10 protein-coding genes and 5 tRNA genes are annotated in these 13,225 nt (G+C 55.0%); 4 read left to right on the top strand and 11 right to left on the bottom strand.

The genetic code is table 11. The features are described from left to right. Positions 1–10: 10 nt before the first annotated feature. Together lptM and JOE09_RS24835 are read right to left on the bottom strand one after the other, a co-directional pair. Positions 11–211: an LPS translocon maturation chaperone LptM gene (lptM, locus tag JOE09_RS24830; RefSeq protein ID WP_200547541.1), complete on the bottom strand. Its 201-nt coding sequence runs from the start codon at positions 209–211 to the stop codon at positions 11–13. A 103-nt stretch (positions 212–314) separates the two neighbouring features. Then, positions 315–2,870, bottom strand: coding sequence for a class I adenylate cyclase (locus JOE09_RS24835; protein ID WP_200562719.1), 2,556 nt, complete (start codon positions 2,868–2,870; stop codon positions 315–317). A 298-nt stretch (positions 2,871–3,168) separates the two neighbouring features. Here JOE09_RS24835 and hemC point away from each other — a divergent pair, with 298 nt between their 5' ends. The 4 genes from hemC to hemY are packed head-to-tail and all read left to right on the top strand — an operon-like array spanning position 3,169 to position 7,245. Next, on the top strand, positions 3,169–4,110 hold the full coding sequence (gene hemC / locus JOE09_RS24840) for a hydroxymethylbilane synthase (protein ID WP_205067716.1): 942 nt from the start codon (positions 3,169–3,171) through the stop codon (positions 4,108–4,110). Then, positions 4,107–4,856, top strand: coding sequence for a uroporphyrinogen-III synthase (hemD, locus tag JOE09_RS24845; protein ID WP_205067717.1), 750 nt, complete (start codon positions 4,107–4,109; stop codon positions 4,854–4,856). Before hemC ends, hemD begins: the two co-directional genes overlap by 4 nt. 56 nt (positions 4,857–4,912) lie before the next feature. Continuing rightward, positions 4,913–6,052, top strand: a complete 1,140-nt coding sequence (gene hemX / locus JOE09_RS24850) for a uroporphyrinogen-III C-methyltransferase (RefSeq protein WP_205067718.1) — start codon at positions 4,913–4,915, stop codon at positions 6,050–6,052. A gap of 2 nt (positions 6,053–6,054) precedes the next feature. Then, positions 6,055–7,245 carry a protoheme IX biogenesis protein HemY gene (gene hemY, locus JOE09_RS24855; protein ID WP_105595142.1) on the top strand — a complete coding sequence of 397 codons (1,191 nt, stop codon included), beginning with the start codon at positions 6,055–6,057 and terminating at the stop codon, positions 7,243–7,245. Between the two features lie 764 nt (positions 7,246–8,009). Here hemY and JOE09_RS24860 read toward each other — a convergent pair. The 9 genes from JOE09_RS24860 to wzxE form a co-directional block, all read right to left on the bottom strand. Then, positions 8,010–8,086: transfer RNA gene (locus JOE09_RS24860), tRNA-Pro, on the bottom strand. Positions 8,087–8,162: 76 nt separating this feature from the next. Further along, positions 8,163–8,239, bottom strand: a tRNA-Pro gene (locus JOE09_RS24865). A gap of 30 nt (positions 8,240–8,269) precedes the next feature. Then, positions 8,270–8,356, bottom strand: a tRNA-Leu gene (locus JOE09_RS24870). Between the two features lie 13 nt (positions 8,357–8,369). Continuing rightward, a tRNA-His gene (locus tag JOE09_RS24875) sits at positions 8,370–8,445 on the bottom strand. Positions 8,446–8,518: 73 nt separating this feature from the next. Further along, positions 8,519–8,595, bottom strand: a tRNA-Arg gene (locus JOE09_RS24880). A gap of 178 nt (positions 8,596–8,773) precedes the next feature. Beyond that, a complete protein-coding gene (gene wecG, locus JOE09_RS24885) occupies positions 8,774–9,514 on the bottom strand; it encodes a lipopolysaccharide N-acetylmannosaminouronosyltransferase (protein ID WP_205067719.1) in 741 nt (246 codons plus the stop codon). 22 nt (positions 9,515–9,536) lie between these two features. Next, complete coding sequence (gene wzyE / locus JOE09_RS24890; RefSeq protein ID WP_105595140.1) at positions 9,537–10,904, bottom strand: ECA oligosaccharide polymerase; 1,368 nt, start codon at positions 10,902–10,904, stop codon at positions 9,537–9,539. Further along, a complete protein-coding gene (gene wecF, locus JOE09_RS24895) occupies positions 10,901–11,977 on the bottom strand; it encodes a TDP-N-acetylfucosamine:lipid II N-acetylfucosaminyltransferase (RefSeq protein ID WP_205067720.1) in 1,077 nt (358 codons plus the stop codon). The genes wzyE and wecF overlap by 4 nt, the downstream gene beginning before the upstream one ends. Then, on the bottom strand, positions 11,977–13,224 hold the full coding sequence (wzxE, locus tag JOE09_RS24900) for a lipid III flippase WzxE (RefSeq protein WP_205067732.1): 1,248 nt from the start codon (positions 13,222–13,224) through the stop codon (positions 11,977–11,979). Before wzxE ends, wecF begins: the two co-directional genes overlap by 1 nt. Position 13,225: the final 1 nt, after the last annotated feature.

Genomic DNA, 13,225 nt, shown 5'->3' on the forward strand with positions numbered 1-13,225 from the left:
GTGTCATAGTTTACTGGACCGGTTTAACATCCTGCCCGGAGGTCGTGGCAGGAGATGACACGCTGCTGCCGGACTGCGTCGGCGAAGAGGTCTGAGTGGCCTGCGGTTTGCTCGTTTCGTCTGCCGGGAAGTAGAGCGGCCCTTTGAGTCCGCATCCCGCCAGGCTGACAACGGCAAGTAACATTGCCAGCTGGCAAATAGCTTTTTTCATTCTCATTCTGCTCGTAAAAGATACCCGTTGCTGTCTATCATCGCAGGTGAAGACTGAAAAGCAACAGGAAAAGCAGAATCAAATTGGATGAATGCCAGCGGCCTCAATGCATCTGATAGCGCTGGGGATAATCGCTGCTGATTTCACTGTTCGGCACGGCAGCGCAAAGCTGAGTCAGCGTCTGGCTGCGGAAGGGAATCACCTGGAATCGCTCTTCAACCTGAACAATTTGATAGAACTGCGGCAGGTTAAAGTTAATAAAGCTGGAGCCGTAGGTGAAACGATCGTGCGATGACGAATAGAAACGGCTGACGTCACGCACCAGCTCTTCCTTGCTGCCTTCGCAGTGGTGATAAACCTCCACCCGATTGGTTTCATCCAGGATATAGATATTGAAGCCGTGATCGTCGAGGGTGTCTTCGAAGAAGAACTGGATAATGCCTTCGCTGGCATAGCCATTGACCACCGCCGGCAGCCGGGTCTGATTCGTTTCAACCTTCAGCGACAGGCCGTGAAGCTTGTTGTTAGAGATCGCACCGTAAAATTCAACGGCATTTTCCAGCTTCTGTACCGAAACGCTCAGGCGCTCAAAGAACAGTCCCCATGTCTGCCCCGCCACGCGCAGCGCTTTGAAGCGGCCTGGCTCCTGACGGGTACTGGAAAGCCGCAGCTCAACGCACTCTGAAACCAGCTGTTGAACACGGGTACGGATCAGCCCACGCAGGTGCTGGCTGTAGCAGAAGACCTCTACCGCATCCGGCGGCGCGGCATCCTGATGCATTTTGCCCAGAATGGTTTTCAGCGCCTCAATCATCGCCTGCTCGCCGTTAAAGTGCAGCGTACGCACTTCATTCCACGAGTTGCGATACAGCAGATCGACGCTGCCGACCAGGCACTGCTGCTCAGCACCAAAGCTGAACACATCCAGCTTGCGGAAATCAAAGTGAACCACCTGATTACGGAAGGCCGAAGTCGGGTCGTATTCAAGGTTAACGATGATCGCCAGATGGCGGATCTCGCAGGGGCTGTAGAGCGCTTTTGGCGTTGGCGCTGGCAGGCGCAGCGGGAAATGGTGCGATACATCGGCAACCAGCTCCTGCAGGCGGGCAAGATCACAAACCTCGTTGCCCTTCATATGCAGCCGCGTTTTGCTGGTCAGCAGACCGTTAAACCACGCCCACGCCACCAGCTTGTTCAGATAGCGGTTATATTCCAGCGGCTGATGGCTGATGATGGAACTCATGTCCGGCGACTGATTGTACAGATACCAGCCCGCGCGGTTGGCGCGGCCGTTCGGGACATGGATAAAGGTCAGATGCTGCTCGGACAGATCGGGGGAGATCTGTGGATTTACCAGCGTCACCTTACCCGGTAATGCTTCGAAAGCGGCATAAAGCTTACGCGTTAATACGCCAATATCCTGCGGACTGGCGCTGACGCTGAGATTATTACGGCGGGCAAAGCGGATCAGGTTGCGATAACTCTGCATCATCGCATCCAGTAATTCATTATGGGCCTCGCGCACCCGGCCGATTTTCCAGTCGGCCCGGCTGTCCAGTACCTCAAGACGCTGCGTATCCCAACCCCATTCCGTTACCAGCTGGCTGAGTATTTCCCGACGCCAGCCGGAGTGCTCAGTCTCCTGAGACAGTTTCTCACACACTTTGAGGTAGAAACATCGGCGTACCAGGTCAAGACGCGCATGGTCGTCAATGCTAATAAGGTAACGTGTGACTCGCTCCAGCATCATGCAGTACGGGTCCAGACCGTAGGAAACGATCTCGCCATCGTGCAGGCGCTGTTTAATGTCCATCGCCAGCAGACGAGTATCCGGGTATTCCCACGAATACGCTTCCAGCAGCAGCGTTTTCAGTACGGCCTTATAAGGGGAGTCAATGCTCTTGTACAGCTGCCACAGACTGGCACCAAAGTACTCTTCCGCCGATAGCGTACCCAGACCACCGAGATCCAGCCATTCGTTCGGCGTCAGCACGCCCTGCTGATACAACGACATCACATAGTCGTCGTAATGCTCTTCTTCCTCACGCGGCACCATATTCCACAGAATACGTTTCCCCGCCATGCGGACCGCCGTGCGGTAAAACTCATCCAGCAGCAGAATGTGCTGAGTTGATCCGCAGTCCTCACCGCCAAGGCTGCCACTTTCGTTGTGACGGAAGCGGTTCTCATCAATCAGGAAGAAGCTGACTTCAACGCCCATCGCCGCACACCAGTTTTGTAGCAGCGTGCATTTTTTCTGCAGGGCCAGACGCTCTTGATTGTCCAGCCACGACTGGTGGCAGACCCAGATATCAAGATCGGATGTGGCATTTTGCCCGACGGAAGACGTGCTCCCCATGGAATACACCCCGGTAATCGGCATTTCGCCGCGCGGAGGTGCGGTCACGGAGCTGTCTGATTTCACTTGCAAATCATTAAGATAGACAAGTTGATTTTCATCAGGCGTGTAGAAGCTGATGCCATGTGGAACGTTACCCTCAAGGTAACCCGGCATCAGCGGATGATGATAATGTAGTAAGGTCGGCAGCAGACTGTAAACCTGTTGGAACGCAGGTCCCATCGCAGCCAGTGCGCGATCGACGCGCAGCTGGTTAATGGCATCCAGTCTCTGTTTCAGTGTCTCAATGTAGAGGTACAAGACGTCTCGCCTGATTATCCCAGTGCTTACACCCTTAGAGAGAAGGGTATACAAGAACTCTTTTTTCCAAAATCTGCCGTTTGCTTTAAAAATAGTCGTGCAGATTATTGCTGGAAACGTGATCAATCTAACATCAGACAGATTGACCGTAAAGAAAGTTGCGCTAGTTAACAGTTTAGCACATTTTTGCGCCAAACCATCGCGATGCTTCTCCAGACGGTCGTTTAAATGCTATTCACTGACAGCCTTCGCGGTTAAATGATAGGATAATCAATGAACGATCAAAACGGTATTGAGCATGTCAGACAAAATTTTAAGAATAGCAACCAGACAAAGCCCCCTGGCCTTATGGCAGGCAGAATATGTACAGCAGCGCTTGATCGCCTGCCATCCCGGGCTGCGCGTTGAGCTGGTGCCTATGGTTACACGCGGCGATGTGATCCTTGATACCCCACTGGCTAAAGTGGGCGGTAAAGGGTTGTTCGTTAAAGAACTTGAGCAGGCAATACTCACCGATCGCGCCGATATCGCCGTGCATTCAATGAAAGATGTACCGGTTGAATTCCCGGAAGGGCTGGGCCTGGTGACCATCTGCGAGCGTGAAGACCCGCATGATGCTTTTGTCTCACATCATTATGCTTCCGTTGATGCACTGCCACATGGTGCGATTGTTGGCACCTCAAGCCTGCGCCGTCAGTGCCAGATTAGTGCCCGTCGCCCGGACCTGGTGATCCGCTCTCTGCGCGGCAACGTCGGTACTCGCCTGGGCAAGCTGGATGCCGGTGAATATGATGCCATTATTCTTGCCGTGGCCGGTCTGAAGCGTCTTGGGCTGGGCGATCGAATCCGCCAGGTTATGCCCGCTGAAGAATCGCTGCCCGCCGTCGGTCAGGGTGCAGTCGGCATTGAGTGCCGCCTTGACGATGCCGAAACCATTAGCCTGCTGGCTGCACTGAATGATGCAGATACCGCCTGCCGGGTCCGTGCCGAGCGAGCAATGAACACGCGTCTGGAAGGCGGTTGTCAGGTGCCGATTGGCAGCTATGCGGTGCTGGAAGGGGATCAATTATGGCTTCGCGGCCTGGTTGGTTCACCGGACGGCAGTCGGATGATTTGCGGTGAGCGTCGAGGCCCACGCGACGATGCAGAACAGATGGGGATCTCACTGGCAGAAGAGTTGCTGGACAACGGTGCCAGGGAAATTCTGGCTGAAGTTTATCAGGGAAATCCGCCAGCATGAATATCCTGGTCACCCGCCCGTCACCGGCCGCTGACCAACTGGTCAGCAGGCTGCGTAGCCGCGGGCAGGCTGCCTGGGCGTTCCCCCTGATTGAATTCACTCCGGGAAGTCAGCTCGATCTCCTTCCCTCACGGCTTGACGCGCTCAGGCAAGACGATCTGGTCTTTATCCTTTCCCAGCATGCCATTCACTATGCTAATCCGGCGATAACGCAGGTTGGCAAGACCTGGCCCGCCAGTCTGAACTATTATGCAATAGGCCGTAGCACGGCGTTGGCGATGCACGCGGTAAGCGGACATTCGGTCGTCTGGCCGCACGAGCAGGAAATCAGTGAAGTTTTGATCCAATTGCCTGAACTTCAGCAGGTCGCCGGCAGGAAAGCGCTAATACTGCGCGGTAACGGTGGCCGTGAATTGCTGGGGGAAACTTTGCATAACCGTGGCGCTCAGGTAGAGTTTATTGAATGCTATCAACGTTGTGCAAAGCATTATCACGGTGCTGAAGAAGGCCGCAGATGGCGAGATCGCGGGATTGATACGCTGGTGGTGACCAGTGGAGAAATGCTGCAACAGCTCTACGCCCTGTTTCCCGTCATCGACCGGGATGCATGGTTATTGCACTGTCGGCTGGTGGTCGTCAGTGAACGTTTAGCCACTCTGGCCAGGGATTTGGGCTGGGCGAACGTCTGTGTCGCCGGGGGTGCCGATAATGACGCGCTGCTGCGCGCACTGGACTTATACTCTTAAGATTTCGCGAGCGGGAAGATTAAGGTATATCACACTTAAATATGGGATGAGCCATTATGACGGAACAAAAAGATTCCTCCGCCATGGTTGAAGATGTTACCCCTGCGGTTAAAGACTCAACCTCCGGGCAGCCGCCTTCGGATAAATCAAAAAATCACGGCGTCGTTTTAGGCGCGGTGGCAATTGCCATTGCATTAGCGCTGGGTGTCGGCCTGTGGCTGAATGGCAAACATCAGGCTGCGCAGCAGGAAGAAGCGCGTCAGGCGCTTGCCGCTCAGATTGCCGATTTACAGCAGCAGTCTACCCGCGATAAACAGTCGCTGGTCGAGCAGCTTTCAACGCAAACCAAGGCGCTGGATACGGCTCAGCAACAGCAGGCAGCCCTTAGCCAGCAGTTGGACGAACTGAAACAAAAAGTGGCGACCATCTCCGGGAACGATGTGCATACCTGGATGCTGTCACAGGCGGATTACCTGGTCAAAATGGCTGGCCGCAAGCTGTGGAGCGATCAGGATGTCACAACGGCGGCGGCGCTTCTGAAAAGCGCCGATGCCAGCCTGGCCGACATGAACGATCCGAGCCTGCTCGAGGCACGCCGTGCACTCACTCACGATATCAGCACCCTTTCTGCACTCAGCCAGGTTGACTATGATGGCATCATCCTCAAGCTGAACCAGCTGTCTAACGGTATTGATAATCTGCGTCTTGCCGATAATGATAACGACGATGCGCCGATGGACGCGAACAGCAGCGAACTGTCGTCATCTTTGCGCGAATGGCGGCAAAATCTGGTAAAAAGCTGGCATAACTTCATGGATGACTTTATTACCATCCGCCGCCGCGATGCCACTGCGGAACCCCTGCTGGCACCAAACCAGGATGTCTATCTGCGTGAGAATATCCGTTCACGCCTGCTGATTGCCGCACAGGCCGTGCCGCGTCATCAGGATGAGATCTATAAACAGTCGATTGATACCGTGTCCGGCTGGGTTCGCGCCTGGTATGACACTAACGATGCCAATACCAAAGCCTTCCTCGATCAGCTGGATGAACTCAGCCAGCAAAGCGTCTCAATGGATGTTCCTGACTCACTGGAGAGCCAGCCGCTGCTTGATAAGCTGATGCAGACACGTGTGCGTAATCTGCTGGCGCAGCCCGCTGCGACTCCGGCCACTCCACAGCAGCAGGGAGAATAACGATGTTAAAAGTTCTTCTACTGTTTCTGCTGTTGATTGCCGGTGTCGTTCTCGGCCCAATGATCGCGGGTCATCAGGGCTACGTGCTGATTCAGACCGATAACTGGAATATTGAAACCAGCGTGACCGGCCTGGTGATTATTTTGATTCTGTCACTGCTGGTGATCCTTGGTATTGAGTGGCTGCTGCGCCGTATTTTCCGCACCGGAGCTCGCACTCGTGGCTGGTTTACCGGCAGGAAACGCCGCAGTGCGCGCCGACAGACCCAGGCCGCACTGGTGAAACTGGCGGAAGGCGACCATCAGCAGGTTGAAAAACTGCTTTCGCGCAATGCCGATCATGCAGAACAGCCGATGATCAATTATCTGCTGGCGGCTGAAGCAGCACAGCAGCGCGGTGATGAAGCACGAGCCAATCAGCATCTTGAACGCGCTACCGAGCTAAACGATGGCGATCCGCTGCCGGTGGAGATTACCCGCGTGCGTATTCAGCTGGCGCGCAATGAGGATCATGCCGCGCGTCACGGGATCGACCGTCTTCTGGAGATCGCCCCGCGCCATCCGGAAGTGCTACGTCTGGCGGAACAGGCCTATATCCGCACCGGTGCCTGGAGCGCGCTGCTGGATATTCTGCCTGCGATGGAGAAAGTGAAGCTCGGCGATGACAACCATCGTATCGCTCTGCAGCAGCAGGCCTGGCTGGGCCTGATGAATCAGGCAATGGCCGATCAGGGCAGCGATGGTCTGAAACGCTGGTGGCAAAATCAGAGCCGTAAAACGCGGCATGAAACCGCACTGCAGGTGGCAATGGCGGATCATCTTATCGTCTGTGACGACCATGAGACCGCGCAGCAAATTGTGCTGGACGGTCTCAAGCGCCAGTATGATGAACGCCTGGTGTTGCTGATGCCGCGCCTGAAGTCCGGCAATCCAGAGCAGCTGGAAAAAGCCCTCCGCCAGCAGATCAAGCAGCACGGCGCCACGCCGCTGCTCCACAGCACGCTGGGGCAGCTGCTGATGCAGCACGGTGAGTGGGAACAGGCCAGCGAAGCCTTCCGCGCTGCGCTACAGCAGCGGCCTGATGCGTTTGACTATGCCTGGCTGGCTGATACCCTGGACCGCCAGCACAAGCCAGAAGAGGCCGCGGCAATGCGGCGGGATGGTTTGTTGCTGACGCTGAAAAATAATTCCTGAGCCACGGCTGAAGCGTCACGGACTCTTCGTTGTGGCGCTGCTGTTTGCGGGTTGATCAAACCGCTATCTTTCTGAGATAGCGGTTTTTTTTTCGCTTAGGGCAAAAAAAAACACCTGCCCGAAGACAGGTGTAACGATCAGGTCGGTTAAGACAACCGATTGGTACCCGACTCAACGTTGTGCCCTGGATTCCAATAAGGCGTTAGCGATATTGGCTGGCTGGACAACGGGTACCGTAAAGTGGCTCTGCGTCATTCCCAGGTTTATGAAGCATCAGCAAACATAAGGGGTGGAATGAGCATCTACAGGTATAGTGTTGCACAGCCTGTGCCAGAATGGCACTTCCATAATTCCTAATATTCTACTGCTATGATTTTTATCACTTTTAATGTCATTTTTAGCATTACTCCATATCCCACCGCCGTCGTCAAAAACGGACACCAGCCTTGATAAAGCGTCTCCAGATGGAGACAACCACTGCATAGTTAGGTAAATCTATTTAAAAACAATGCATTACATGTCTCAAGTTGGAGACAAAAAGCAAAATTAGTGAGAACGGCAAACATCATTGGATAGGGGAGTGTTTGTATAGAAGAGAGTGTGCACGCCACTGGCTCAATCCGATATGGACGAAATTCAAATGTGTATCGTGCGAACGAAAATAGCAGGTATGGCGGTACTATTAAGAAGGGGGAAACCGTAAGATAAAAATGGCTAAATTAAAGACGAAAAAAAAACCTGCTTTTTCAAGCAGGTTTCTTAATTGGTCGGCGAGAGAGGATTCGAACCTCCGACCCACTGGTCCCAAACCAGTTGCGCTACCAAGCTGCGCTACTCGCCGAACTGTACTACCTTACTGCATCGCTCAAAACCCTCAGGCTTTAAGCAAAAACCCCGCTAGTGCAGGATTTTAAAATTGGTCGGCGAGAGAGGATTCGAACCTCCGACCCACTGGTCCCAAACCAGTTGCGCTACCAAGCTGCGCTACTCGCCGAACATAACTTCTTTTTACTTAAAGATTTTGTGGTGCGAAGAGAGGGACTTGAACCCTCACGTCCGTAAGAACACTAACACCTGAAGCTAGCGCGTCTACCAATTCCGCCACCTTCGCATTCAACAAAATCTGGGGTGGCTAATGGGACTCGAACCCACGACAACTGGAATCACAATCCAGGGCTCTACCAACTGAGCTATAGCCACCACAACTACTTCCGACTTCTTACTTCTTATAACGCGGTAATGATACCACCGCAGCTCTTGCGCACAAACTTAATGGCGCGCCCGACAGGATTCGAACCTGAGACCTCTGCCTCCGGAGGGCAGCGCTCTATCCAGCTGAGCTACGGGCGCGTAGCGCCGTTGCGGATGTGCATACTACGGATAGGAGCCTTACCTGTCCAGTGCTTTTTTCACAAAAAAACGCGTTTGATTACGCTTTGTGCATTCCGTCTAAACTCGCAGCATTTTTCCGCCTTTTCGGACGGAAAAACCACGGCAGCAACGAATTACCGTCGCAATTTATCCAGAATTAAAGATCGCCTTTCCAGTGATAGTTGAGATATTTCAGCAATCTGAGCTGGCGTTTAAGACGCGACGGTTGTGAAAGTAAGCGATAGAGCCACTCCAGACCCATTTTTTGCCAAATTCTGGGGGCGCGTTTAACGTGGCCGGTAAACACATCGTAGGTGCCCCCCACGCCCATATACAACGCATCCGGATAAAAAGCCTTGCAGTCACGCATTAGCAGCTCCTGCCGAGGCGATCCCATGGCCACCGTGACCAGCTTTGCTCCGCTGGCAACGATACGCGCCAGCAGTGCATCACGCTGGTCAGGCGTGAAATAGCCATCCTGCGCCCCCACAATATTCACATTCCACTGACGGCGCAGTTTATCCTGGGTTTGCTCAAGCACGTCAGGACGCCCGCCAATCAGAAATACCGGCGTACCCTCGCGCCCGGCCCTCTCCATGAGTGCCTCCCACAGGTCGGCCCCGGCAATCCGGGATACCTGAGCCTGCGGGTACTTCTTACGAATCGAACGCACAATGCTGATGCCGTCGGCATAGCGATATTCGGCAGCGTTAATGAGATTAAAGATTTCGGCATCATTTTCCGCCGTCAAAACCTTTTCCGCATTGATCGCTACCAGCGTTCCACTCTTCAGCTTTCCATCCTGATTGAGGTAATCAACAAACTCCGCCATATCGCGAAACCCGGCCAGCGACAGGCCACGAATTTGATACTGCGGCACGGTTACAGAGGCATGCATGGTATTTACCTTAAGTCTGAAATCAAAACGGCCCGCTTGCCGCATCCGGCTGTGCGGCAAGCGGGCGAATACCGGTACGGTCGCGGACTAAGCCCGCGCTATCCAGTAACCAGTACAGCAGCTTCGCCACCACCACGCAGACCGCAAAAATGACACAGAAGAACACCACTCTGGAAGCAAACGCATCCAGACCTTCTCGCGCCAGTACAATCATGTTAAACACCGCACCAAAGCAGAAGCTTTGCAGGATCGCGGCCTTATAGCGGTTCTGTTCCTGCTGGCCTTTTTCATACAGCCAGTCAAACCATTTAATAATCAGCCCGACCGCAACGGCACCGAGTGGAATAAACAGCGCGCCGCCCATGACCAGCAGTGAGCCAATAAGCGTCGGTGATATCGCCAGACCGGAGTGGTTATCCAGTACTTCCCAGGTAAAGTAGTTCGCACTGTTCAGCACCAGCGACGGGCGGCCGTGCCACAGCCAGCTGGGGATGAATACGTAGAAATCCCGTACGATCGGTGCCAGCCCCTGGAAACTGATTTTGTCGTAGTTTTGCAGCAATAACCCCAGATTCTCCCACGGCGAGAACGTATCGCGGGTGAGGTAGAGGAAGGTGTAAAACGCCTCCGAGCCGCTCACATCCAGGTTGTAGCGTTTTAGCGCCAGCCAGAACATGCCGACAATGCCGCCGACGCCCGCCAGCACCAGCATCCACAGGGTGATCCAGCCGCGGATAATGCCGATAAACAGGAACAGGGCGAAGGCGATAATAATGTTGGCGCGCGTACCGCCCACAATCACATAGGTCAGCAATCCGAAGGCAACGGTACTGACTAAAAACAGCAGCCAGCCGCGAAAATCCTGCTTCAGGAAGTAGACCACCAGCATCGCCGGGATAAAGAAGTAGAAGAAGCGCTTCAGAGCAACGCCCGAAACATCCGCCGAGAAAATCTGACTGTAGCTGTGCAGTTTGAACAGCAGGAAGCCGTTGTGCATGAAGAACACGCTGACCGTGCCCAGCGCGACCAGCGCCAGCAATATCCAGCTCAGATTCGCCTCCACCCGGTTGATGGTGAACACCTGCCGCGGTGGCCTGGTGCTGCGTGCCCGCAGCCGGGTTTTATAGCTTACGTAGTAGATGGCATAGAAGCAGCTCGCCGCCAGCAACGCCTGTAGCAGGAATTCCGGCGGCACCACGGCGACGTTAAAGCCAAACACCAGCACGCTGGTAAACGGAAAGCCAAAGAAGAAGGTCAGCAAGAACAGCAGCGAGAAGAAAACATTAAAATTGAACCGCACCCGGCGGAACTCGCGCCAGGTCAGCGTCAGGATAAATCCAGCGCCCAGCAGCCAGACCACCAGCAGCCCGGAAAATTCTAATAAACTCATACGCTTTCTCCCTCAACCAGCCGCAGTGCCTGCTGCCAGCCCGCCAGATAGCCCGGTTCAAAAAAGGCAATCTGCTGCTTATCCATCAGGCTCAGCTGCCGCTGCGCCTCGCTGACCGTCGCGGCATCCAGCGCGTCACCGGTAAACAGTACCGGCACCTGCTGCTCAACCAGATCCTGCCAGAACGGGTTTTTACGATTCAGGACAAACGGAATGTTGGCCTGAATCAGCAGGCACAGCGTGCCGATCCCCTGCTGGCGTTCAAAGATAAACCAGCCGAGATCGCAGCCGGAGATCAGCTGCAGATAGTCACTGAATTCAATTTTCTCCGTCAGCAGCTTTACCTGACTGGAGGTAAACAGCGCATCGGCTGCGGCACGCACGCGGGAGATATAGACGTCATTATTCGCCGGATAGCCCAGCGGCACGACAACCTTCACTTCATCACCGAACTGCTGATGGATCTCCTGTAGCGCCTGGATATGGCGGTTGCTGGCATCACCCGAGTTGCCCAGCAGGATCGTCAGTGGGCCTTGATGAGGCTGAGCGACAGGGACATTCTGCGCCAGGCGCGTTGGGAAATAGAGCAGCGACGCGGGCACGCGCGGGTGGCGCTGATGGAAATGATTGATATCACCCCGTGTAGCAAACACCTGCGCCACGCGCTTCTGCGCCTGCCGACGCAGCAGATAGAACAGGCGGAATTTCAGGCTGGTCGCGTCCTCGTACAGATCCGCTCCCCAGATATGCCAGTAGAGCTGTGAACGCGAAATCTTCCCCGCCAGCAGCGCCAGCCAAAGCTTAGGATTAAACTGGCCGTGGCAGAAGAAGCGCGTCTCACGCTGGCGACGAGCCAAAGTGATAACCGCTTCGGCCAGCGCGTTTTTATCCGCGAAAACGCGTATCTGTAACTGGGGATACTGCTCCGCCACAGAGGGCTGGTTTGACACCAGCCAGAACTGACGCGGGGCCGCCGTGGGCACCACGTCATAAATTACCTGGTTAAAAAAGCCCAGAACCGTCTGATTATGATGCGGTATATCCGAGCCTAAAAGATGGATTACTGTGGTCATTATCGTCTACGGTAGAGAGTAAATACGCCTGCACAGAGCGCAAAGTAAGCGATATAGGTCGCCATATATGCCTGCGCCGCCCCTGCCGCACCGTGCAGCGGGATCAGCCAGCGGGAAAATCCAGTGAGCAGGATAAACTGGCTCACTTCGGTCAGAATGTAAAAACGCAGTGATGCCTTCGCTATCACCAGATAACCAAAGACATAGCAGCCAACCTTCAGCACATCGCCAATCAGCTGCCAGACAAACAGATCGCGCATGCCGGTAAACTGGCTGGAGAACAGCAGCCAGATGGCAAAGTCGCGCAGCAGCCAGACGCAGAAACTGGCCACCATTACCGCCGGGAGAACAAAGCGCAGCGCGCGAATAATCTCCCGAGAAATATCCGCTTTATTCTCCAGTCTCGCCAGCGTTGGCAGCAGCCAGACGCTAAACGAGGCGGTAATAAACTGCAGATAGGCGTCGGAGATGCTGCTTACCCCCTGCCACAGCCCTACCTGCTCCCAGCCCGCGTGCTCCTGCAGCAAATTACGCATCATCACCCACGCCACCGGCAGCGTGACGGCAGTAATCAGCGCCATCACCGTAAACTTGCCGAGCTGACGGGCATACTGCGGCTGCAACACCGGCAGCAAATAGTGCATCGGCAGATGGTCACGACGGGCCAGCACCGCCATCGCCGGGATCATCACCAACGCGGGCACCATCGCCAGCCCAACCAGCGCGCCGCCGTAGTCACCCAGCCAGTAGCAGACAAACCATGCCGCCACGCCGATGATGCTGCCCACAATCAGCGCCAGCGCATTCCCGGCCGCATCGCGGAAGCCTTTGACGATCGCCAGCGCCAGGTTAGCCCAGGCGATGCCCAGCTGTAAAAACGCCACGATGCGAATCACCTGCTGGTACTTCACATCATCAAACAGCGCCTGACTGATGGGGGCGGCAAACAGCAGGAAACCGACCGCCAGCAGCAGCGAAAACCCGAGAACCATCGCCGACGCCGTGCCGGTCACCGCACGCAGCTCCTTCGGCTGCTGCTGGTGCTGCGCCACCAGTTTGGTCACGCCGTTGAAGATCCCTGCCCCTGCCAGCACGCCCAGCACGGTAATCAGCTGGCGGAAGTTACCCGCCTGCCCCACGCCCGACGGGCCGTAGGACACCGCTAACATCTTCACCACCAGCAACCCGGCAGCAATCTTAATCAGCGTGGACGCGGCGGTCCACACGGAAGCTCTGGCCAACGACATA

This window comes from Pantoea coffeiphila (assembly GCF_016909495.1).
GTDB classification, from domain to species: domain Bacteria; phylum Pseudomonadota; class Gammaproteobacteria; order Enterobacterales; family Enterobacteriaceae; genus Erwinia; species Erwinia coffeiphila.

Excerpts from the sequence above, each read along its gene's own strand:
- wzxE (WP_205067732.1), bottom strand. The coding sequence starts at position 13,224 with ATGTCGTTGGCCAGAGCTTCCGTGTGGACCGCCGCGTCCACGCTGATT.
- wzyE (WP_105595140.1), bottom strand. The coding sequence starts at position 10,904 with ATGAGTTTATTAGAATTTTCCGGGCTGCTGGTGGTCTGGCTGCTGGGC.
- lptM (WP_200547541.1), bottom strand. The coding sequence starts at position 211 with ATGAAAAAAGCTATTTGCCAGCTGGCAATGTTACTTGCCGTTGTCAGC.
- wecG (WP_205067719.1), bottom strand. The coding sequence starts at position 9,514 with ATGCATGCCTCTGTAACCGTGCCGCAGTATCAAATTCGTGGCCTGTCG.
- hemC (WP_205067716.1), top strand. The coding sequence starts at position 3,169 with ATGTCAGACAAAATTTTAAGAATAGCAACCAGACAAAGCCCCCTGGCC.
- hemD (WP_205067717.1), top strand. The coding sequence starts at position 4,107 with ATGAATATCCTGGTCACCCGCCCGTCACCGGCCGCTGACCAACTGGTC.
- wecF (WP_205067720.1), bottom strand. The coding sequence starts at position 11,977 with ATGACCACAGTAATCCATCTTTTAGGCTCGGATATACCGCATCATAAT.
- hemX (WP_205067718.1), top strand. The coding sequence starts at position 4,913 with ATGACGGAACAAAAAGATTCCTCCGCCATGGTTGAAGATGTTACCCCT.
- hemY (WP_105595142.1), top strand. The coding sequence starts at position 6,055 with ATGTTAAAAGTTCTTCTACTGTTTCTGCTGTTGATTGCCGGTGTCGTT.